The sequence below is a fragment of the Pseudomonas sp. R1-6 genome (assembly GCF_051132115.1).
In the GTDB taxonomy this organism is placed as follows: domain Bacteria; phylum Pseudomonadota; class Gammaproteobacteria; order Pseudomonadales; family Pseudomonadaceae; genus Aquipseudomonas.
Genome location: NZ_CP071662.1, coordinates 4,462,888 through 4,482,904 on the forward strand (window position 1 = coordinate 4,462,888; position 20,017 = coordinate 4,482,904).

Consider the following 20,017-nt stretch of genomic DNA (forward strand, 5'->3'; position numbering starts at 1 on the left):
CTTAACCTCTTGGCTCTTGATGGCCGACACTGGCAGCCAGGATCGCCATCACCAGTTGCTGGAAATCCAGGCCGGCGGCACGCGCCGCCATCGGCACCAGGCTGTGATCGGTCATGCCGGGGGCGGTGTTGACTTCCAGGAACCAGAACTGCCCATCGGCGTCCTGCATCACGTCCGCCCGGCCCCAACCGGCGATGCCCAGCGCCTCACAGGCCTTGGCCGTGAGGTCCATCAGTTCTTTTTCCTTGGCGGCATCCAGCCCGCAGGGAATGCGGTACTGGGTGTCATTGGCGATGTATTTGGCGTCGTAGTCGTAGAACGTGTGGGGCGTGCCCAGGGCAATCGGGGGCAACACCTGATCACGCAGGGTGGCGATGGTGAACTCCGGACCGGTGATCCATTGCTCGACCAACACTTGCGAATCGTAGGAACTGGCGTCCTTCCAGGCTGCGGTCAACTCAGGCAGCGAATTCACTTTCGCCATGCCAATACTGGAACCTTCATGGGCCGGTTTGACGATCAAAGGAAAGCCCAGTTCCGTGGCCGCCGAAATACAATCGGCCTCGCTGGCGAGCACGGCGTGACGCGGCGTCGGAATGCCGAGGCTGTGCCAGACCTGCTTGGTGCGCAGCTTGTCCATCGCCAGGGCCGACGCGAGGATGCCGCTGCCGGTGTAGGGAATGCCCAGGCATTCGAGCAGCCCTTGCATGCTGCCGTCTTCGCCGCCGCGACCGTGGAGAATGATGAACGCACGGTCGATTTTTTCGCTCAGCAGGCGCTGCAGGAAATCGTCGCCCACGTCGATGCCGAAGGCGTCGACGCCAGCGCTCTGCAAGGCTTGCAACACGGCGTTACCGGACTTGAGGGACACCTCGCGCTCGGCACTCTTGCCGCCGAACAGCACGGCGACGCGGCCGAAGGCTTTCGGGTCAAGGGTCGAGGCCAGGTTGGCGTATGCAGCAGTCATTTCAGTTTCCCCTCGCTGGAGGCCACGATGGCTCCGGCGAATAACGGACTATTCAACAATTTCGGGGCCAGGCCACCGATGTCACCCGCGCCCTGGCACAGCAGGATGTCCCCAGCGCGCAGCAATGGCTTGACCAGCGGCGCGAGGTCCACGCCACGGTCGATGTAGATCGGGTCCAACTGGCCACGCTGGCGGATGCTGTGGCACAGCTGGCGGCTGTCGGCGCCGGGGATCGGCTCTTCGCCGGCCGGATAGACTTCCATCAACAGCAGCACGTTGGCATCGGCCAGGACCTGGACAAAATCGTCGTACAGGTCGCGGGTGCGGCTGTACCGGTGCGGTTGATAGACCATCACCAGACGCCGCTCCGGCCAACCACCGCGCACGGCCTTGATCACCGCCGCGACTTCGGTCGGGTGGTGGCCGTAATCGTCCACCAGCATCACGTTACCGCCGTCCACCGGCAGCTCGCCGTAGACCTGAAAACGTCGGCCCACGCCCTGGAAGCCCGACAAGCCCTGGACGATGGCTTCGTCGCTGACGCCTTCGTCGGTGGCTATGCAGATGGTGGCCAAGGCATTGAGCACGTTGTGGTTGCCGGGCATGTTCACCGAGACGTCCAACGGCTCGCGGTCAGGACGCAACACGGTGAAGAAGGTCTGCATGCCCTTCTGGCGCACATTGATGGCGCGCACATCGGCTTCTTCCCCAAAGCCGTAGGTCACGGTTGGGCGCTTGATCAGTGGCAGGATTTCACGAACCACCGGGTCGTCCAGGCACACCACGGCCAAACCATAGAACGGCAGGTTGTGGAGGAACTCGACGAAGGTTTTCTTCAGTTTGTTGAAGTCGCCGTCGTAGGTCGCCATGTGGTCGGCGTCGATGTTGGTCACCACGGCCACCAGCGGTTGCAGGTGCAGGAAGCTCGCGTCGCTCTCGTCGGCTTCGGCGATCAGGTAGCGGCTGGTGCCCAGCTGGGCATTGGTGCCCGCGGCATTCAGACGACCACCGATCACAAAGGTCGGGTCCAGGCCACCGGCGGCGAACACCGAGGCGATCAGGCTGGTGGTGGTGGTCTTGCCGTGGGTGCCGGCGACGGCGATGCCGTGGCGATAACGCATCAGCTCGGCCAGCATCTCGGCCCGTGGCACCACGGGAATACGACGTTCCAGGGCGGTGGCAACCTCCGGGTTGGAGGTGTTCACGGCGCTGGACACCACCAGCACGTCGGCATTGGCGGCGTTCTCGGCACGGTGGCCGATAAAGATCTGCGCACCGAACGATTCCAGGCGTTCGGTGACCGGGGAAGCCTTCAGGTCGGAACCCGAGACCTGGTAACCCAGGTTCAGCAACACCTCGGCGATCCCGCACATGCCCACGCCGCCGATACCGACGAAGTGGATGCGACGGATGCGGCGCATTTCCGGTTGTGGCATGGCTTTGCGATTCTCAACCATGGGCCACCTCCAGGCAGGTGTCGACCACTTGGGCCGTGGCATCGGGTTTGGCCAGGCGGCGCGCGGCGCGAGCCATGTCTTCGAGTGTTTGCGGCTGCATCAAGACCTCTGTCAGGCGCGCGGCAAGATCCGCGGCGCCAGTCGTTCTTTGCGGCATCAGGAAGGCAGCGCCTTCACGGGCCAAATAATCGGCGTTGCGAGTCTGGTGATCGTCGATGGCATGGGGCAAAGGCACCAGCATCGAGGGCAGACCGGCGGCAGCCAGTTCACTGATGGTCAGCGCGCCTGCGCGACAGACCACCAGGTCGGCCCAGCCATAGGCCTGGGCCATGTCTTTGATGAAGGGCTGCACTTGCGCCTCGACGCCAGCGGCGCGATAGCGTTCGGCAGTCACTTCATCGTGGTTTTTGCCGGCCTGGTGAAACACTTCCGGCCGCAGTTCGGGGGCAACCTGCGACAGGGCTTCGGGCAGCAGCTTGTTCAACGGTTCGGCCCCCAGGCTTCCGCCCAGGACCAGCAAACGCGCCTTGCGTCCGGCCAGGGCCGGGCGCGGTGCAGCGAGGAACAGCTCCGTACGCACGGGATTACCCGTGGTGCGACGGCTGCCCGACAGGGTAAAGGTGTCCGGGAAGGCTTCACACACCCGGGCGGCCAACGGCACCAATAACCGATTGGCGGTACCGGCCACGGCGTTCTGCTCGTGGACGATCACCGGCACACCGGCCAGTTTTGCCGCAACACCGCCGGGGCCGGTCACATAGCCACCAAAACCGACCACGCACACCGGCCGCAGCCGACGAATGATCGCCCGCGCCTGCCAGACCGACTTGAGCAGCATCAGCGGCGCCTTGAGCAGCGACAGCTTGCCTTTGCCCCGCAGGCCGCTGGCATTGATCCGGTGCAGCTCCAGGCCAGCGGCGGGCACCAACTCATTCTCGATGCCCCGTGGCGTACCCAGCCAATGCACGGTGTAGCCGCGCGCCTGGAACTCCCGGGCACAGGCCAGCGCCGGGAACACATGCCCGCCGGTACCGCCCGCCATGATCAGCACGTTAGCGCCCATGAGTCGGCTCCTCGGCGAAGTCGCTCTCCTGGAATTCCATCTCTTCGCTGCCCAAGTGGGTTCGGCTCTCCCATTCGATGCGCAGCAACAGGCCGAGACAGGCACAGCAGATCACCAGGGAGCTGCCGCCATAACTGAGGAACGGCAGCGTCAGGCCCTTGGTCGGCAACAGGCCGACGTTCACGCCGATGTTGATCAGGAACTGGCCGATCCACAGGAACGACAGGCCATACGCCACATACGCGGCGAAGAACTGCTTGGCCTTCTCGGCCCACAAGCCGATGTACATGCCGCGCACGCAGACGAACACGAACAGTGCAACGGTGCACAAGGAGCCCACGACGCCGAGTTCTTCGGCCAGTACCGAAAACACGAAGTCGGTATGCGCTTCCGGCAGATAGAACTGCTTCTGCACACTGTTGCCCAAACCCACGCCCAGCCACTCGCCACGGCCGAAGGCGATCAAGGCCTGGGTCAATTGATAGCCGGAACCGAACTGGTCGGCCCACGGATCGGTAAACGTGATCAGGCGCGCCATTCGATACGGTTGTGCCTGCACCAGCACGGTCACCGCCGCCACGGCCAGCGCCACCATCAGGATGAAGCGGAACAGCCCGACCCCACCGAGAAACAGCATCGCCGCAGCCGCGCCCATCATCACTACCGTGGCGCCGAAGTCCGGCTCCATCAGCAACAGGCCCGCCATGGGCAGCAACACGATGAATGGCTTGAAGAAGCCCATCCAGCTTTCGCGCACTTCCTTCTGGCGACGCACCAGGTAACCGGCAAGGAAAATCACCACGAAGACCTTGGCGATTTCCGAAGGCTGGACGTTGAAAAAACTGAAGCCGATCCAGCGCATCGAGCCGTTGACCTCGCGGCCGATGCCCGGCACCAACACCATGACCAGCAGGCCGAAGGCCCCCAACAGCATCATCCAGCCCAGGCGTTGCCAAGTGGCGATCGGCACCATCATGGTCACGATGCAGGCACCCAGGCCGATCACCAGGTAAATCAGATGGCGGATCATGTGGTAAAGCGTGTTGCCCGACTGAACGGCAGCCACTTCCGACGACGCAGAGGTGATCATCACCAGGCCCAGGCCGAGCAATGCCAGGCAACCGGCGAGCATCGGGAAATCGAGGTCGATGCCACGGCCGGTGATCAGCGGCGACGGGTACGGCTTGATGATGTTCAGCAAGCTCATGCCAAGTCCTCCACGGCCTGGGCGAACAGGCGCCCGCGCTCTTCGTAGTTCTTGAACATGTCGAAACTGGCGCAGGCCGGCGACAACAGGACGGCATCGCCCGATTGCGCGAGGGCGCGGCATTGCTGCACCGCCTCATCCAGCGAAGCGACACGAACCAGCGGCACCGCATCGCCCAACGCCTGGGCGATCAGTTCGCGGTCGCGGCCCATCAGCACCACGGCACGGCAATTGGCGGCCACGGGGCCGCGCAGGTCCTTGAAGTCGGCGCCCTTGCCGTCACCACCGGCGATCAGCACGAGCTTGCCGTCGATGTCCGCGCCCAGGCCTTCGATGGCCGCCAGCGCGGCACCGACATTGGTGGCCTTGGAATCGTTGTACCAGGCCACGCCATCCAGATCGCGCACCCATTGGCAGCGGTGTTCCAGCCCTGCGAACTGGCGCAAGGCCGAGAGCATGGCGTCGAACGGCAGACCGACCGCGTGGCCCAGGGCCAGCGCCGCAAGGGCATTGGCCTGGTTGTGGGCGCCGCGGATTTTCAACTCACGCACTGGCATCAGGTTCTGGAATTGGAAAGCGAGGTATTTTTCGCCGTTCTCTTCACGCAAGCCGAAGCCTTTGAAATCCGGAACACCCAAGCCGAAGGTCCAGCACGGCAGCCCTTCACCCATCAGCGGACGGGTCAACGCGTCCTGGCGGTTGAACACGACCTGGCGGGCGCCACGGAAGACCCGGTGCTTGGCCAGGTGATACGCGGGCAGGCCGCTGTAGCGGTCCATGTGGTCTTCGCTGATGTTGAGCACCGTCGCCACTTCGGCGCCGAGATGGTCGGTGGTCTCAAGCTGGAAGCTCGACAGTTCCATGACATACAGCTCGATGTCATCGCCGAGCAAGTCCAGGGCCGGAGTCCCCAGGTTGCCGCCCACGGCGACGCGCTTGCCGGCCGCCGCGGCCATTTCACCGACCAGAGTGGTCACGGTGCTTTTCGCGTTGGAGCCGGTGATGGCGACAATCGGCGCCTTCGCGTTGCGGGCGAACAGCTCGATGTCGCCGGACAGTTTCACGCCTCGGGCAGCCGCAGCCTGCAGCGCCGGAGTCGCCAGGGCCAGGCCGGGGCTCACGTAGAGCTCATCGGCGCGGCACAGGAACTCGACGTCCAGCTCGCCACAACGCACGTCCACCTGCGGATAGTCACGGCGCAGCGTGGCCAGCTCAGGGGGATTTTCCCGCGTATCGGCCACGGCAAACGACACGCCCCGGTTCGCCAGGAAGCGAACCAGGGACATGCCGCTCTTGCCGAGGCCGACAACGATGCGGAAGTGGTCAGAAGCGATCAGGGACACTCGTTCTACCTCAGCTTCAGGGTGGCAAGGCCGATCAGCACCAGAATCACGGTGATGATCCAGAAACGGACGATCACGCGCGGCTCGGGCCAGCCCTTGAGTTCAAAGTGGTGGTGGATCGGCGCCATGCGGAATACGCGGCGGCCGGTCAATTTAAAGGAAGCAACCTGAATGACGACTGACAGGGTCTCCATCACGAACACACCGCCCATGATGAACAGGACGATTTCCTGGCGAACGATGACGGCAATGGTGCCCAGGGCCGCGCCCAGCGCCAACGCGCCGACGTCACCCATGAAGACTTGCGCCGGGTAGGTGTTGAACCAAAGGAAACCGAGGCCGGCACCGATCAGCGCGCCGCAGAACACGATCAGCTCGCCCGCGCCCGGTACATAAGGGATCAGCAGGTATTCGGCGAATTTCACGTTGCCCGACAGGTAGCAGAAGATCCCCAGCGCGCCGCCAACCATGACCGTCGGCATGATCGCCAGGCCGTCGAGGCCATCGGTGAGGTTGACCGCGTTGCTCGATCCAACGATGACCAGGTAGGTCAGCACGATGAAGCCAGCGCCCAGCGGGATGCTGTAGTCCTTGAGCATTGGCAGGATCAGGGTGGTTTCCACCGGCGAAGCGGCAGTCATATAAAGGAAGATCGCCGCGCCGAGGCCGAACACCGACTGCCAGAAATATTTCCAGCGGCTTGGCAGCCCACGGGAATTCTTCTCGATGACCTTGCGGTAGTCGTCTACCCAGCCGATGGCGCCGAAGAACAGGGTCACCAGCAACACGACCCAGACATAGCGGTTCGCCAGGTCGGCCCAGAGCAAGGTGCTGATGCCGATGGACGAAAGAATCAACGCGCCGCCCATGGTCGGGGTACCGGACTTGGACAGGTGCGATTGCGGACCGTCGTTGCGGACCGACTGGCCGATCTGCAGGTTCTGCAAGGTGCGGATCATCCACGGGCCCAGGAACAGCGACAACGACAGCGCGGTCAGCACACCCAGGATCCCGCGCAGGGTCAGGTACTGGAAGACCGCGAAGCCTTTGTGGAACTGTTGCAGGTACTCCGCTAGCAGCAGCAGCATTAATGTTTCTCCATACGGGTGCCGCACAAAGCCGCAACGATGTTTTCCATCGCCGCACTGCGTGAGCCCTTGATCAATAAGGTGGTGTTCGGGTCTTGCTCGGCACCCAGGGCCTGGATCAACTCGGCCTGGGTGGTGAAATGCTGTGCATGCTCGCCAAACGCCGATACCGCATGGGCCATCATCGGGCCAACGGCGTACAACGCATCGACCTTGCCGCGGGCATACGCGCCGACATCATGGTGGCCTTGCTGCGCCCACTCACCCAATTCGCCGATATCGCCGAGCACCAGCACGGTGCGGCCGGAGAAACCGGCAAGGATGTCCACGGCCGCGCACATCGACGTCGGGTTAGCGTTGTAGGTGTCATCGATGACGCGCATGCCGTTGCTCGCCAGTTGGGCGACGGTGCGTCCCTTGACCGGTTGCACCGCGTTCAATCCCGCGGCGATGCCTGGCAACGAAACACCCAGGGCATGGGCGGCGGCGGCGGCGGCCAGGGCGTTGGCAACGTTATGGGTGCCGAGCAGGTTCAACTGCACGCGCTCGGCCCCGTCGGGGCTGTGGAGGTTGAAGGCCGGGCATCCGCGAGCATCGCGGTCCAGGTCGCTGGCGTAGAAGTTCGCGGCAAGGTTGCTCAAGGCAAAGGTCAGCACCTTGCGCTCGCCCGCCCGGATTTTCCAGATTTCGAAGGCCTTGTCGTCGAGATTCAGCACGGCGACGCCATCGGCAGCCAACCCCTCGATGATCTCGCCCTTGGCCTCGACGATCTTTTCCGGGCCGCCGAACTCACCCACGTGGGCGGTCCCGGCGTTGTTGAGCACCGCCACGTGGGGCTTGGTCATGCCGACGGTGTAGGCAATCTCGCCGAGCCGCGAAGCACCGAGTTCAATGACGGCGGCGCTGTGCTCCGGCGCCAGCTCAAGCAGCGTCAGCGGTACACCGAGGTCGTTGTTCAGGTTGCCACGGGTCGCCAATACCGGGCCGCGCGTGCGCAGGATGCTGGCGAGCATTTCCTTGACCGTGGTCTTGCCGCTGGAGCCGGTGATGGCTGCGACCGGGTTGGTGAACGCCGCGCGATTCAACGCGCCGAGCTGGCCCAGGGCCTGGCGGGTGTCGCTGACCAGCAGTTGCGGCAGTGTGCTGTTGGTGACTTCGCGCTCGACCAACGCCGCGACCGCGCCTTTGCCAGCCACTTCGTTCAGATAATCGTGGCCGTCGAAACGCGGCCCGGCCAGGGCGACAAACAATTGGCCCGGCGCAATCGCCCGGCTGTCGATGCTGACGCCGTTGAACGTGGCGTCCGCCGCGATCAGGCGCGCATTCAGGACGTTGGTCAGCTCGCTGAGTTTCAAGGCCTTAAGCATGGGCCACCTCCCATGCGGTCAGGGCGTGATCGGCTTCAACCAAGTCGGAGAACGCATGGCGTTCGCCGTTGATTTCCTGATAGTCCTCGTGGCCCTTGCCGGCCAGGACGATGACGTCATCCGCCGAAGCACTGGCAATCAATTGCGCAATGGCCTGGCCGCGTCCGGCCACGAAAGTGACGTTATCCTGCCCCGAGAAACCGGCGCGAATATCGTCGAAGATCCGCGAGGGGTCTTCGCTGCGTGGGTTATCGTCAGTGACGAGTACTCCATCGGCCAGCCGCTCCACGACTTGCGCCATCAGCGGACGTTTGCCACGGTCACGGTCGCCGCCACAGCCGAACAGGCACAGCAGCCGACCCTTGGCGTGAGGACGCAGCGCCGTGAGGACTTTTTCCAGCGCGTCTGGCGTATGGGCGTAATCGACCACCACCAGCGGCTGGGTGCCTCCGCCCAAGCGCTGCATGCGCCCGGCCGGGCCCTCGAGTTTTGGCAATACCTTGAGAACTTCATCCAGCGCGTAGTCCAGCCCGAGCAAGGCCCCGATGGCGGCCAATACATTGCTCAGGTTGAAGCGGCCCAGCAACGTGCTGCGCAGATGGTGTTCGCCCTGGGGCGTGACCAACGTGGCACGAACGCCTTCGTCGTCGAACTGTGCCTGGCGTACATAAAGGTAGGCGCCGGCATCTTCGAGGCTGTAGGTGATCAACCGCGACTCGCGACTCTCGGCGGCCAGCTGGCGGCCGAATTCGTCATCGACATTGATAACCCGGCATTTCAGGTTGTTCCAGGCAAACAGCTTGGCCTTGGCCTCGCCGTAGGCCTGCATCGTGCCGTGGTAGTCCAGGTGATCGCGGGACAGGTTGGTGAGCACGGCAACGTCGAAGGCCAACGCGGTGACGCGACCTTGATCGAGGCCATGGGAGGAAACCTCCATCGCGACGGCCTTGGCGCCAGCCTTCTTCAGGTCGGCCAGGGTCGCCTGCACGGCGATCGGGTTTGGCGTGGTGTGCAGCCCGCTTTTCAGCGCCCCGTGGAAACCGTTGCCCAGCGTCCCCACGATGCCACAATGCTGCCCGAGCAAGTCGAGCGCCTGTGCCACCAGTTGCGTCACGCTGGTCTTGCCGTTGGTACCGGTCACGCCGATCAGGTTCAGGTGACGGCTCGGCTCGCCATAAAAACGCCCGGCGATATCCGACAACTGCGCCACCAGGCCCTTGACCGGAATCAGCGGGACATCGGTGATCGGCAGCACGGTCGCGCCGTTCACTTCATAGGCCACGGCAGCCGCACCGCGTTTCAAGGCATCAGCGATATGGTCGCGGCCATCAACACGGGCGCCCGGCACCGCCAGGAACAGGTCCCCGGCACGCACGTCGCGACTGTCCAGCGCCAGCTCACGAATCAGCAGGTCATGACCGGCATGGGCAAAAATCTTGTTCAGGCTCAGGGACATCAGCCACGCCCTCCGTCGGCTTTCAAGGGAACGACCGGGGCGGTACTCGCCTGCTGGGTCGGCGGCAGATTATCCGGGGTAATGTTCATCAGGCGCAGGGTGCCGGACATCACTTTGCTGAACACCGGCGCAGAGACCAGGCCACCGAAGTAGCCTGCCTTGCTCGGTTCGTCGATAACCACCACGATGGCGTAGCGCGGGTCGCTCATCGGACCGAAGCCGGCGAACAGCGAACGGTAGGAATTCTCGGCATAGCCCTTGGTACCCACGGACGTCTTGCGCGCCGTACCCGACTTGCCGGCAACATGGTAGGCGGGCACTTGGGCACGATAGACACCACGCGGCGCCTCGATCACCTGTTGCAGCATGCCTTGCATCGTCTTGGCGACGTCTTCCGGAATCACTTGGGTGGTTTGCGGCGCCTTGTCGGTCTTGACCAGCGTCAGCGGTGCGATCCGCCCGTTGTTGGCCAGCGCCGAGAAGGCGTGGACAAGCTGGATCGCCGTCACCGAAACACCATAGCCATAGGACAACGTGGCGGTTTCGGCCTTGCGCCATTCACGGTAGTTGGGCAGGTTGCCGACGCGCTCGCCCGGGAAGCCCAGGCCGGTGTCCTGGCCGAGGCCGATTTTCTGGGCCAGGCGATAGATCGCCTCGCCACCGATATCGAAGGCGATCTTGCTCATGCCCACGTTACTGGAATTGATCAGGATGCCGGTCAGGTCGAGCACCGGGCCTTCAGTCTTGGACACGTCGCGAATGGTGTATTTGCCGATCTGCAACGTCCCCGGATACACCTCGACGGTGTCACCCGGTTTCCAGCGCCCGGTTTCCAGGGCGGCGGCCATGGACACGGCCTTCATGGTCGAACCCGGCTCGAAGACGTCGATCATTGCGCGGTTACGCATCATCGCCGGTTGCAGGTTACGGCGGTTGTTCGGGTTGTAGGTCGGCTGGTTGACCATGGCGAGGATCTCGCCGGTCTTGACGTCCATGATCACCAGGCTGCCGGCCTTGGCGCCGTTCTCGACGATGGCATTGCGCAGCTCGCGGTTGGCCAGGTATTGCAGGCGCAGGTCAATGGACAACGCCAAGGGCTTACCGGCCTTGGCGTTTTTAGTGACTTGGACATCCTTGATCAGCCTGCCGCGCCGATCCTTGATGACCTGGCGCTTGCCGGCAACCCCGGCCAGCCATTCGTCATAGGCCAGTTCGACACCTTCTCGGCCCCGGTCATCGATGTCGGTAAACCCGACCATGTGGGCAGTGACTTCTCCGGCCGGGTAGAAACGCCGGAACTCTTCGATGCCATAGACACCAGGTACTTTCAAATCGAGCACACTCTGGCCTTGCTCGGGCGTCAACCCGCGCACCAGGTAGATGAATTCTTTATTGGCCTGGGCTTCAAGGCGCTCCGCCAAAGCCTTGGGATCCTGGCCGAGGGCGGCGGCCAACGCCGGCCACTTTTCCTTGGCCTGCTGCATTTCCTTGGCGTTGGCCCACAGAGTGGTCACCGGGGTGCTCACGGCCAGGGGTTCACCGTTGCGGTCAGTGATCAGGCCACGGTGGGCCGGGATCGGAATATGACGCACGCTGCGGGCATCGCCCTGCTCCTTGAGGAAGTCGCGGTCGACGACTTGCAGGTCGATGATGCGCCACGCGATCGCTGCGACCATGATCCCGAGCAAGCCCAGGACCAGACGGAACCGCCACGGGAAAAGTGCCCCTTCGAGCTTCATCATGGCGCCACCATCTGCACTTCGGCGGCGCCGGGGATGCGCATCTTCAGTTGTTCGGTGGCCAATACCTCAATACGGCTATGGGCGGTCCAGGTGCTCTGCTCCAGGATCAGCCGGCCCCACTCAGCCTGCGCCTTGTCGCGCACGCTCAGTTCGTTATAAAGGGTGTTGAGCAACTGGCGGTTCCAGTGCGCGCTGTAAGACACGGCGATGGCCGAGACGAGCACGCCGATGAACAGCAGCAGCATGAAAAAGCTGCCGCCCGGCAGGGGCTTGGCGAAGAGCTTGCTCACCGCAGCTTCTCCGCGACACGCATGACAGCACTACGGGCACGCGGGTTGGCCTTGAGTTCGGCCTCGGAGGCGAACTGCGCTTTGCCATGGATCTTGATTTTCGGTACGAAAGCCTCGAAACGCACCGGCAGGTTGCGCGGCAGGTTGTCGGCTTCGCCTTTGGTGAGTTTGCGCATGAACAACTTGACGATGCGGTCTTCCAGGGAGTGGAAGCTGATCACCACCAACCGGCCACCGATCTCCAGCGCCTCAAGGGCGGCCTCGAGGCCAGCCTCAAGATCACCCAACTCATTATTGACATGGATACGCAGGCCCTGGAAGGCGCGAGTCGCTGGATTCTTGCCCTTCTCCCACGCAGGGTTGGCAACCTTCAGCACTTCGGCCAGGTCACCGGTGCGTTCGAATGGCTTGGTCTCGCGGCGCTCGACCACGGCTCGCGCCATGCGGCCGGAAAAGCGTTCCTCGCCATATTCCTTGAAGACACGGGCGATTTCTTCGACGGGCGCGGTGTTGACGAACTCAGCGGCACTGATGCCGCGGGTCGGATCCATGCGCATGTCCAGCGGGCCGTCATTGAGGAAACTGAAGCCACGTTCCGGGTCGTCCAGTTGCGGCGAGGACACGCCGAGGTCCAGCAGCACGCCGCTGATCTTGCCAGCCAAACCACGCTGGGCGACTTCCGAACCCAACTCGGCAAAGCTGCGCTGCACAACGACAAAGCGGCCGTCTTCGGCCGCCAGCGCTTGCCCGGTGGCAATCGCTTGAGGATCCTTGTCGAACCCCAGCAACCGGCCATCAGGCCCCAACTGGCTGAGGATCAATCGGCTGTGCCCGCCACGCCCGAACGTGCCATCCAGATAGCACCCATCAGGACGTACGGCGAGAGCCTCGACGGCTTCGTCAAGCAGTACGGTGATGTGGTTAAAGCCGCTATCAATAGTCACAGGATCAAATCACGCAGTTCATCAGGCATGGCGCCCGGTTGTTGAATAGCAGCAAGGTCGGCGGCAGAAACCGCATTCCAGGCATCTTCGTCCCACAGTTGGAACTTGTTCAGCTGGCCCACCAGCATCGCGCGCTTGTCCAGCTTGGCGTATTCGCGCAGGCGCGGCGGGACCAGGAAACGACCACTGCCGTCGAGCTCAAGATCAACGGCATTACCGATCAACAAGCGCTGCAAACGACGGTTTTCTTCACGTAGCGAAGGCAGTGCGCGCAGTTTGGTTTCGATGATTTCCCACTCATCCAGCGGGTAGACGCACAAACATGGGTCAACGGCGTCGATCGTGACGATCAACTGCCCCGAACTTCGCGAAACGAGCTCGTCACGATACCGGCTGGGCATGGCGAGCCGGCCTTTTGCATCGAGACTGATTGCGTTAGCTCCGCGAAACACGTCAGCGTTTCTCCACTTTTTGGCGTTTTACCTTCAAAAAAACCCACTTCATGCCACTTTCCGCCACTTGCGCACACTATAGGAATGCGCCCACCGCACCGTCAAGGCGCGGAATGAAGGAAAAGCCTTATAGATCGGAGATTTAGGAGCGTTTCAGGAGGGGCAACAAGAATCTGACGTAGGAAATTTCGCTCCAACCTGAGGCAGTACAGGGGACTGCGCGCACAAGTTAAAGTGATTTGTTAAGAGTAAGATTTTTTTGGTATTAGGAACTGCGTCTGCCAGCGATTCCGGCAGGGAGGGAAAAAGGTGGAGAGTCGATCTGTAAGCCGGGTTCTGTCTTGAACAGTCATTCGTCTACGATGGCCATCACTGGACATCTTTAGCAACCTACCCGGTCCCAGCGCGGGCCACGCCTTGGGACCCTATTTGGTCTTGCTCCAAGTGGGGTTTACCTAGCCACGAACTGTTGCCAGCCGTGCGGTGCGCTCTTACCGCACCTTTTCACCCTTACCGGCGCCGAAACGCTTAGGCGGTTATTTTCTGTGGCACTTTCCGTAGGCTCACGCCTCCCAGGCATTACCTGGCACTTCGCCCTATGGAGCCCGGACTTTCCTCCCCCCCCTAATTTTCATAGAGGGCAGCGACTGTCCGATCGACTCTCCGCCGCGAAGGTTAACGGTACAGCGCCTCAAGAACAAGCGCTAAAAGCCCGCAGCCAGCCGGGCATGGCGGTTTCATTGGTCCTTCTGCTTTTGCAGCGCGACCTGATACAGCACATTCTTGCGCTCGCCGGTGATCTGCGCGGCGAGGGCCGCCGCACGTTTCAGTGGCATTTCCTCCAGCAGCAAGTCCAGGACGCGCATCGCTTCGCCACTTACGGCGTCTTCGCTTTCCGGCGGCGTCCAACCGGCCACCAGTACAACGCATTCACCGCGCTGTTGGTTGCTGTCGCTTTCGACGAAACCTCGCAATTGCGCCAAGGGCAGCCCCTTGAGCGTCTCGAAGGTTTTCGTCAGCTCCCGCGCCAGCAACGCCTGGCGCTCGGGACCAAACACCAACTCCATATCCTGGAGGCATTCAAGGATACGGTGCGGCGCTTCATAAAAGATCAATGTGCGCGGCTCTTCCTTTATAGCTTCCAGGCGCGCTCGTCGTCCCACCGCCTTGGCTGGCAGAAAACCCTCGAAGATAAATCGATCCGACGGCAAGCCGGCCGCCGACAGCGCCGCGATCAACGCACACGCCCCGGGTACAGGCACCACATTGATGCCAGCAGCACGAGCCTGGCGCACCAGGTGATAACCCGGATCGGAAATCAGCGGCGTGCCGGCATCGGAAATCAGCGCCACGTTATCGCCCGCCAGCAGCCGGGTGATAAAACGACTGCCCTCGTCCCGCTCGTTATGTTCATGACACGCCGCCAGCGGCGTGGAAATGCCGAAATGCTGCAGCAAGCGCTGGGAGTGACGGGTATCTTCAGCGGCGATAAGGGCGACGTCCTTCAGGATCTTCAGCGCACGGGCGCTGATATCGTCCAGGTTGCCAATAGGCGTCGCCACCACGAAAAGCGAGCCAGCAGCGGAATTCGAAGCACCTGGAGCAGTCAAAACGCACACCTCATGAGGGTAAAAACCGCCATTGTAGCGTGTGCCGCCATTCTCGGCCGGTCACATTAGCAGTTGTGGCGAGGGAGCTTGCTCCCGCTCGGCTGCGCAGCAGCCGTAAAAATCTGACAGCCACATTCTGATGTACCGTGTTGAATGGTTTTGGGGCCACTGCGCGGCCCAGCGGGAGCAAGCTCCCTCGCCACGGGGAATCGACACCCTCGGATTTATGCTGCGCCGCACTCTTTGAAATACCTAAATTGATCGATTCACACCACTAACATCGCGCCCCAGCCGCTGCTTGGGTACAATTCGACGCTAATTTGATCTCGTATCAGGAACACTTACATGATCGCTTGCCTGCGGCTGCTCTCCGCCCTCTGCCTCGCTGCCCTCCTGGCGGCTTGCGCCAGTTCGCCTTCGTCCAGCCTTGGCGAACTCCCACGGACCCCGGATGCCAGTATCGAGCAATTGCTCGAACAGGCCACCCAAAGCAAAAACCCGGAAAAAGCCGCCCTGCTGCGCCTGAGCGCCGCGGACCTGGCCTACCGCCAGGGCAATGCCGGCCAGTCCGCACAGATCCTGCAACAAGTGCCGCTGGAGCAACTCAAGCCCGGCCAGCAGATTTTCGCCAGCACGCTGTCAGCCGAACTGGCGATGACCCGCAACCAGCCCAAGGCAGCGCTGACGTCCCTGGGCCATCCAAGCCTGCAGCACCTGGGCGAAATGCCGGTGGAACAGCAAGTGCGCACCGGCACCGTGCGTGCTCGGGCCCTTGAAGCCGATGGCCAGACCCTGGCGGCCGCCAAGGAGCGGATCTTTATCGCGCCGTTGCTGGAAGGCGAAGCCGCGGCTAAAAACCACGAGGCGATCTGGTCGCTGATCGCTTCGCTGCCTACCGATCAACTGCAACCGACCACCACCGACGACCTCGGTGGCTGGTTGAGCCTGGCCAAGGCGGTGAAAACCGCCGGCACCCTGGAGCAACAACAGGCCGCCATCGACAGTTGGCGCGAACAAAACCCGAAACACCCAGCCGCGCTTCAACTGCCGACGCCACTGGTCAAGCTCAAGGAGCTGGCAAGCCAGCCGCTGAGCAAGATCGCCTTGCTGCTGCCACAGAACGGCCCGCTGGCCTCGGTTGCCAAAGCCTTGCGCGAAGGGTTCATGGCTGCGCACTACCAGGCCCAACAGGCTGGACAGAAGCCGCCAAGCATTCAGGTCTATGACAGCGCCAGCCTGACTTCCATGGACGAGTTCTACCGCAAGGCCCAGGCCGACGGCGTACAACTGGTGGTCGGCCCGCTGGAAAAACCACTGGTCAAGCAGATCAGCCTTCGCCCGCAATTGCCGATTACCACCCTGGCATTGAACTACAGCGAGGGCGAACAGGGCCCACCCCAACTCTTCCAGTTCGGCTTGGCCCCGGAAGATGAAGCCCGCGAAGTATCCCGTCGTGCTCGCGCCGACGGCCTGCATCGCGCCGCCGCCATGGTGCCGAAAGGCGAATGGGGCGATCGGGTATTGAAAGCCTTCAGCCAGGACTGGCAGGCCAATGGCGGCACCATCGTTGCGATCGAGCGTGTCGACCAGCCTGTGCAACTGGCCCAGCAGATCGCCGACATGTTCCAGTTGCGCCAGAGCGAAGGTCGCGCCAAAAGCCTGCAAAGCACGGTGGGCACCGCAGTAGCGGCCCAGCCTTCGCGTCGCCAGGACATCGAGTTCATTTTCCTGGCATCGACTCCGCAGCAGGCCCAGCAGATCAAGCCGACCCTGAACTTCCAGTACGCCGGCGACGTGCCGGTCTATGCGACGTCTTCGGTATTCAGCGTCAGCGGCGACCAGAACCAGTACAACGACATGAATGGCGTGCGTTTCTGTGAAACGCCATGGCTGCTCGACGCTAACGACCCACTGCGTCAGCAGGTCACTGCACAATGGCCACAGGCCGGTGGCAGCCTGGGCCGACTGTATGCGATGGGTGCCGACGCCTATCGCCTCGCTCCGCGCCTGGGCCAGCTCAAGGCACTTCCGGACAGCCGCATCGAAGGCCTGTCAGGCAGCCTGGCGATCTCGCCAACCCAACGCGTGCAACGTCAATTGCCGTGGGCCCAGTTCATCAACGGCCAGGTGCAGCGCCTGCCGGACACTCAGCGCTGATGCTTGACCGATCACACTTGCAAAGCGGAAAGGATGCCGAGGGCCAAGCCCTCGCGCATCTGCAACAACAAGGTCTGCGCCTGCTGGCACAGAACTGGTTGTGTAAACGCGGCGAGCTGGATCTGGTCATGCTTGACGGCGATACAGTAGTATTCGTCGAAGTCCGCTACAGAAAAAATACCCAATGGGGCGGCGCGATCGAGAGCATCGACGAGCGCAAGCGCCAGAAACTGATTTTCGCCGCGCAGTACTTTCTGCAACGCGAGTCTCGCTGGGCCGATTACCCCTGCCGCTTCGACGTGGTCGCCATCGACAGCAACGCCGACCAGTTGAACTGGCTGCAGAACGCCTTCGACAGTTGAACGCCCAGCCTGGCCGGACACCTTCATTCAACTTTTTTGCTCTTTGCTTTGCGCGCCGCACATGCTTGTGCCGATAAGTCGCGCTACTTAAGGTCACACAGATGGACATGCAATCGCGAATCCGCCAGCTTTTTCAGGCCAGTATCGACACCAAGCAACAGGCGATGGACGTACTTGCACCGCACATCGAGCAAGCCAGCCAAGTGATGGTCAACGCCTTGCTCAACGAAGGCAAGATGCTCTCGTGTGGCAACGGCGGTTCGGCCGGCGATGCCCAGCACTTCTCATCGGAGCTGCTCAACCGCTTCGAACGCGAACGCCCGAGCCTGCCGGCCATCGCATTGACGACCGACAGCTCGACGATCACCTCGATCGCCAACGATTACAGCTACAACGAAGTGTTCTCCAAGCAGATCCGCGCCCTCGGCCAACCCGGCGATGTGCTTCTGGCGATCTCCACCAGCGGTAACTCGGCCAATATTATTCAAGCGATCCAGGCCGCACATGATCGCGAAATGATTGTCGTAGCATTGACCGGTCGCGACGGCGGCGGCATGGCATCCTTGCTCTTGCCCGAAGACGTCGAGATTCGCGTACCGGCCAATGTCACCGCACGTATTCAGGAAGTCCACCTGCTGGCGATCCATTGCCTTTGCGACTTGATCGACAGCCAACTGTTCGGGAGTGAAGAATGACCCCTAATCGCCTAGGCCTTCTGGCCCTGACCCTGTGCCTCGGCATCAGCGGCTGCACATCGGTGGTTAACGCCAGCCGGGAAAAGCCGATCGAAGATGACCGCGGCACCCGCACCTTCGGCAGCAAGATCGATGACTCCCTGATCGAAACCAAAGTCGGCGTGAACATCGCCAAGGCCGACCCGGACCTGGACAACAATTCGCACATCGTCGTCACCAGCTTCAACGGCGTCGTGCTGCTGGCCGGCCAGACGCCACGGGCCGACCTCAAGGCCAAGGCCGAGCAGGAGGCCAGCGCCGTGCAGCGGGTCAAGACCGTGCATAACGAATTGCAGGTCTTGCAGCCCTCTTCCCTGCTGGCGCGCCAGAACGATGCCTGGCTGACGACCAAGATCAAGACGCAGATGCTGACCGACGCCAGCATTCCAGGGTCGCGCATCAAGGTCGTGACCGAGAACGGGATTGTCTATCTGCTGGGGCTGCTGACCAAGCAGGAGGCTGCGCAGGCGACCAACCTGGTTCAGGGTGTGTCTGGGGTGCAGAAGATCGTTAAGTTGTTCGAGTACATCGACTGAACAAGTAAGTTACAAGAACGGCGCTTTTCCTTGGAGGGAAAGCGCCGTTTTTTTGTGCATCGTTCGAGGACAATCTTCAGCGTGCATGACCTCAACGCAAAAACGGATAGGCACCAAAACCAAAAAAAATGCCCGTATCCAGCGATACAGGCATTCGTTCAAACAACCGGCAGACAGCTTCCGCCAGTTATTTCACCACCTTCAAGCTCGGCCGCCCGCTAGGCCGCGGCGGTTCGTCATCCGGTGGCGGCATATCATCGTCCGCCTCGAATTCTTCTTCGCCCTCCAGCGGCACTTCCAGCTCGAATACCATGCCCTGGCCATTTTCCCGGGCATAAATCCCCAGGATCGAAGCAATCGGCACGTACAGCGTGTGCGGCACGCCGCCAAAACGCCCTTCGAAGCTGACCGCATCATTATCCATGTGCAGATGACGCACAGCGGCCGGCGATACGTTCAATACAATCTGCCCGTCATTGGCAAAACCCTGCGGCACCTGGACCGAGGGATACTCGGCATTGACCAGCATGTGCGGGGTGCAATCGTTGTCCACAATCCACTCATAGAGCGCGCGGACCAAATAAGGTCGACTGGAGTTCATAGCGGCTCCCTAAGCCTTAGCGCATGTCACGTTCGGCAGCAGACAGACTCGCCTGGAAAGCCTCACGCGCAAATTGGCGCTCCATATAATCAAGCAGCGGCTTGGCGGGCCGCGGCAGTTCGATACCCAGGATCGGCAAACGCCAGAGTATGGGCAATAGGCAGCAATCCACCAGACTTTGTTCCTCGCTGAGGAAAAACGGCTTGTCGACAAACAGCGGCGACACGCCCGTCAGGCTTTCGCGCAGTTCTTTACGCGCCACGACCCGCGCCGGTTCCTTGGTTCGCTGATCCAGGATCAGATCCACCAACCCGCACCAGTCACGCTGGATGCGATGGATGAGCAAGCGACTGTTGGCACGCGCGACGGGGTATACCGGCAGCAAAGGCGGATGCGGATAACGCTCATCCAGGTACTCCATCACCACGGTCGACTCCCACAAGGCCAGGTCACGATCGACCAGCGTTGGCAGGCTGCCGTAAGGGTTTACCTCGATCAACTTCGGCGGCTGACGGCCCGCTTCAACGTAAATGATCTCGGCGCTGACACCCTTCTCGGCCAGTACGATGCGTACCCGGTGGGAATAGTGGTCGGCGGGGTCGGAGTAACAGGCCAACCGATTGGTCACGCCCATGGCGATC

The 20,017-nt window shown here is 62.1% G+C and carries 19 protein-coding genes and 1 other RNA gene; 4 read left to right on the forward strand and 16 right to left on the reverse strand.

All coding sequences use genetic code 11. From position 1 onward, the window contains the following. Position 1: 1 nt before the first annotated feature. From J3P81_RS20130 to rsmI, 14 genes are all read right to left on the reverse strand, one after another. Complete coding sequence (locus J3P81_RS20130) at positions 2-967, reverse strand: D-alanine--D-alanine ligase (protein ID WP_434560521.1); 966 nt, start codon at positions 965-967, stop codon at positions 2-4. Beyond that, positions 964-2,424 carry a UDP-N-acetylmuramate--L-alanine ligase gene (gene murC, locus J3P81_RS20135; RefSeq protein WP_420765422.1) on the reverse strand — a complete coding sequence of 487 codons (1,461 nt, stop codon included), beginning with the start codon at positions 2,422-2,424 and terminating at the stop codon, positions 964-966. Before murC ends, J3P81_RS20130 begins: the two co-directional genes overlap by 4 nt. After that, complete coding sequence (gene murG, locus J3P81_RS20140) at positions 2,417-3,487, reverse strand: undecaprenyldiphospho-muramoylpentapeptide beta-N-acetylglucosaminyltransferase (protein WP_420765423.1); 1,071 nt, start codon at positions 3,485-3,487, stop codon at positions 2,417-2,419. The genes murC and murG overlap by 8 nt, the downstream gene beginning before the upstream one ends. Continuing rightward, entirely contained in the window at positions 3,477-4,694 is a 1,218-nt protein-coding gene (gene ftsW / locus J3P81_RS20145) for a putative lipid II flippase FtsW (protein WP_420765424.1), read from the reverse strand. The genes murG and ftsW overlap by 11 nt, the downstream gene beginning before the upstream one ends. Next, the gene (gene murD, locus J3P81_RS20150; protein WP_434560523.1) at positions 4,691-6,037 is read right to left on the reverse strand and encodes a UDP-N-acetylmuramoyl-L-alanine--D-glutamate ligase; all 1,347 of its coding nucleotides are present in this window, start codon (positions 6,035-6,037) and stop codon (positions 4,691-4,693) included. The genes ftsW and murD overlap by 4 nt, the downstream gene beginning before the upstream one ends. 5 nt (positions 6,038-6,042) lie before the next feature. Next, the gene (mraY, locus tag J3P81_RS20155) at positions 6,043-7,125 is read right to left on the reverse strand and encodes a phospho-N-acetylmuramoyl-pentapeptide-transferase (RefSeq protein WP_053124966.1); all 1,083 of its coding nucleotides are present in this window, start codon (positions 7,123-7,125) and stop codon (positions 6,043-6,045) included. Further along, a complete protein-coding gene (locus J3P81_RS20160) occupies positions 7,125-8,492 on the reverse strand; it encodes a UDP-N-acetylmuramoyl-tripeptide--D-alanyl-D-alanine ligase (RefSeq protein ID WP_434560525.1) in 1,368 nt (455 codons plus the stop codon). The genes mraY and J3P81_RS20160 overlap by 1 nt, the downstream gene beginning before the upstream one ends. Further along, positions 8,485-9,948, reverse strand: coding sequence for a UDP-N-acetylmuramoyl-L-alanyl-D-glutamate--2,6-diaminopimelate ligase (locus J3P81_RS20165; RefSeq protein ID WP_420765427.1), 1,464 nt, complete (start codon positions 9,946-9,948; stop codon positions 8,485-8,487). The genes J3P81_RS20160 and J3P81_RS20165 overlap by 8 nt, the downstream gene beginning before the upstream one ends. Then, positions 9,948-11,687: a peptidoglycan D,D-transpeptidase FtsI family protein gene (locus tag J3P81_RS20170; protein ID WP_420765650.1), complete on the reverse strand. Its 1,740-nt coding sequence runs from the start codon at positions 11,685-11,687 to the stop codon at positions 9,948-9,950. Before J3P81_RS20170 ends, J3P81_RS20165 begins: the two co-directional genes overlap by 1 nt. After that, positions 11,687-11,980 carry a cell division protein FtsL gene (gene ftsL / locus J3P81_RS20175; RefSeq protein WP_003178214.1) on the reverse strand — a complete coding sequence of 98 codons (294 nt, stop codon included), beginning with the start codon at positions 11,978-11,980 and terminating at the stop codon, positions 11,687-11,689. Before ftsL ends, J3P81_RS20170 begins: the two co-directional genes overlap by 1 nt. Further along, on the reverse strand, positions 11,977-12,924 hold the full coding sequence (gene rsmH / locus J3P81_RS20180) for a 16S rRNA (cytosine(1402)-N(4))-methyltransferase RsmH (protein ID WP_434560527.1): 948 nt from the start codon (positions 12,922-12,924) through the stop codon (positions 11,977-11,979). Before rsmH ends, ftsL begins: the two co-directional genes overlap by 4 nt. Further along, on the reverse strand, positions 12,921-13,376 hold the full coding sequence (gene mraZ, locus J3P81_RS20185; protein ID WP_003205355.1) for a division/cell wall cluster transcriptional repressor MraZ: 456 nt from the start codon (positions 13,374-13,376) through the stop codon (positions 12,921-12,923). The genes rsmH and mraZ overlap by 4 nt, the downstream gene beginning before the upstream one ends. 309 nt (positions 13,377-13,685) lie before the next feature. Continuing rightward, positions 13,686-14,039: RNase P RNA component class A (gene rnpB / locus J3P81_RS20190), an RNA gene on the reverse strand. Positions 14,040-14,113: 74 nt separating this feature from the next. Beyond that, positions 14,114-14,986 carry a 16S rRNA (cytidine(1402)-2'-O)-methyltransferase gene (rsmI, locus tag J3P81_RS20195; RefSeq protein WP_420765429.1) on the reverse strand — a complete coding sequence of 291 codons (873 nt, stop codon included), beginning with the start codon at positions 14,984-14,986 and terminating at the stop codon, positions 14,114-14,116. A 345-nt stretch (positions 14,987-15,331) separates the two neighbouring features. On the opposite strand from rsmI, the gene J3P81_RS20200 reads away from it, so the two are divergent. The 4 genes from J3P81_RS20200 (at position 15,332) to J3P81_RS20215 (ending at position 18,775) form a co-directional block, all read left to right on the forward strand. Then, on the forward strand, positions 15,332-17,143 hold the full coding sequence (locus J3P81_RS20200; protein ID WP_434560529.1) for a penicillin-binding protein activator: 1,812 nt from the start codon (positions 15,332-15,334) through the stop codon (positions 17,141-17,143). Continuing rightward, positions 17,143-17,505, forward strand: a complete 363-nt coding sequence (locus J3P81_RS20205) for a YraN family protein (RefSeq protein WP_420765431.1) — start codon at positions 17,143-17,145, stop codon at positions 17,503-17,505. The genes J3P81_RS20200 and J3P81_RS20205 overlap by 1 nt, the downstream gene beginning before the upstream one ends. Positions 17,506-17,606: 101 nt before the next feature. After that, complete coding sequence (locus J3P81_RS20210) at positions 17,607-18,200, forward strand: phosphoheptose isomerase (protein WP_007928463.1); 594 nt, start codon at positions 17,607-17,609, stop codon at positions 18,198-18,200. Then, the gene (locus tag J3P81_RS20215; RefSeq protein WP_030139689.1) at positions 18,197-18,775 is read left to right on the forward strand and encodes a BON domain-containing protein; all 579 of its coding nucleotides are present in this window, start codon (positions 18,197-18,199) and stop codon (positions 18,773-18,775) included. The genes J3P81_RS20210 and J3P81_RS20215 overlap by 4 nt, the downstream gene beginning before the upstream one ends. A gap of 187 nt (positions 18,776-18,962) precedes the next feature. Here J3P81_RS20215 and J3P81_RS20220 read toward each other — a convergent pair whose 3' ends face one another. Both J3P81_RS20220 and J3P81_RS20225 read right to left on the reverse strand, forming a co-directional pair. After that, positions 18,963-19,376 carry a ClpXP protease specificity-enhancing factor gene (locus J3P81_RS20220; RefSeq protein WP_434560531.1) on the reverse strand — a complete coding sequence of 138 codons (414 nt, stop codon included), beginning with the start codon at positions 19,374-19,376 and terminating at the stop codon, positions 18,963-18,965. Positions 19,377-19,392: 16 nt separating this feature from the next. After that, positions 19,393-20,010 (reverse strand): glutathione S-transferase N-terminal domain-containing protein, encoded by a 618-nt coding sequence (locus J3P81_RS20225; RefSeq protein ID WP_420765432.1) that lies wholly within the window; start codon positions 20,008-20,010, stop codon positions 19,393-19,395. Positions 20,011-20,017 lie beyond the last annotated feature (7 nt).

What these genes read in the sequence shown, in the direction of transcription:
- J3P81_RS20215 (WP_030139689.1), top strand. Translation starts at nt 18,197, where the DNA reads ATGACCCCTAATCGCCTAGGCCTTCTGGCCCTGACCCTGTGCCTCGGC.
- murG (WP_420765423.1), bottom strand. Translation starts at nt 3,487, where the DNA reads ATGGGCGCTAACGTGCTGATCATGGCGGGCGGTACCGGCGGGCATGTG.
- mraY (WP_053124966.1), bottom strand. Translation starts at nt 7,125, where the DNA reads ATGCTGCTGCTGCTAGCGGAGTACCTGCAACAGTTCCACAAAGGCTTC.
- J3P81_RS20200 (WP_434560529.1), top strand. Translation starts at nt 15,332, where the DNA reads ATGATCGCTTGCCTGCGGCTGCTCTCCGCCCTCTGCCTCGCTGCCCTC.
- J3P81_RS20130 (WP_434560521.1), bottom strand. Translation starts at nt 967, where the DNA reads ATGACTGCTGCATACGCCAACCTGGCCTCGACCCTTGACCCGAAAGCC.
- J3P81_RS20205 (WP_420765431.1), top strand. Translation starts at nt 17,143, where the DNA reads ATGCTTGACCGATCACACTTGCAAAGCGGAAAGGATGCCGAGGGCCAA.
- J3P81_RS20225 (WP_420765432.1), bottom strand. Translation starts at nt 20,010, where the DNA reads ATGGGCGTGACCAATCGGTTGGCCTGTTACTCCGACCCCGCCGACCAC.
- J3P81_RS20210 (WP_007928463.1), top strand. Translation starts at nt 17,607, where the DNA reads ATGGACATGCAATCGCGAATCCGCCAGCTTTTTCAGGCCAGTATCGAC.
- J3P81_RS20170 (WP_420765650.1), bottom strand. Translation starts at nt 11,687, where the DNA reads ATGAAGCTCGAAGGGGCACTTTTCCCGTGGCGGTTCCGTCTGGTCCTG.
- J3P81_RS20165 (WP_420765427.1), bottom strand. Translation starts at nt 9,948, where the DNA reads ATGTCCCTGAGCCTGAACAAGATTTTTGCCCATGCCGGTCATGACCTG.
- J3P81_RS20160 (WP_434560525.1), bottom strand. Translation starts at nt 8,492, where the DNA reads ATGCTTAAGGCCTTGAAACTCAGCGAGCTGACCAACGTCCTGAATGCG.
- murC (WP_420765422.1), bottom strand. Translation starts at nt 2,424, where the DNA reads ATGGTTGAGAATCGCAAAGCCATGCCACAACCGGAAATGCGCCGCATC.
- ftsW (WP_420765424.1), bottom strand. Translation starts at nt 4,694, where the DNA reads ATGAGCTTGCTGAACATCATCAAGCCGTACCCGTCGCCGCTGATCACC.
- J3P81_RS20220 (WP_434560531.1), bottom strand. Translation starts at nt 19,376, where the DNA reads ATGAACTCCAGTCGACCTTATTTGGTCCGCGCGCTCTATGAGTGGATT.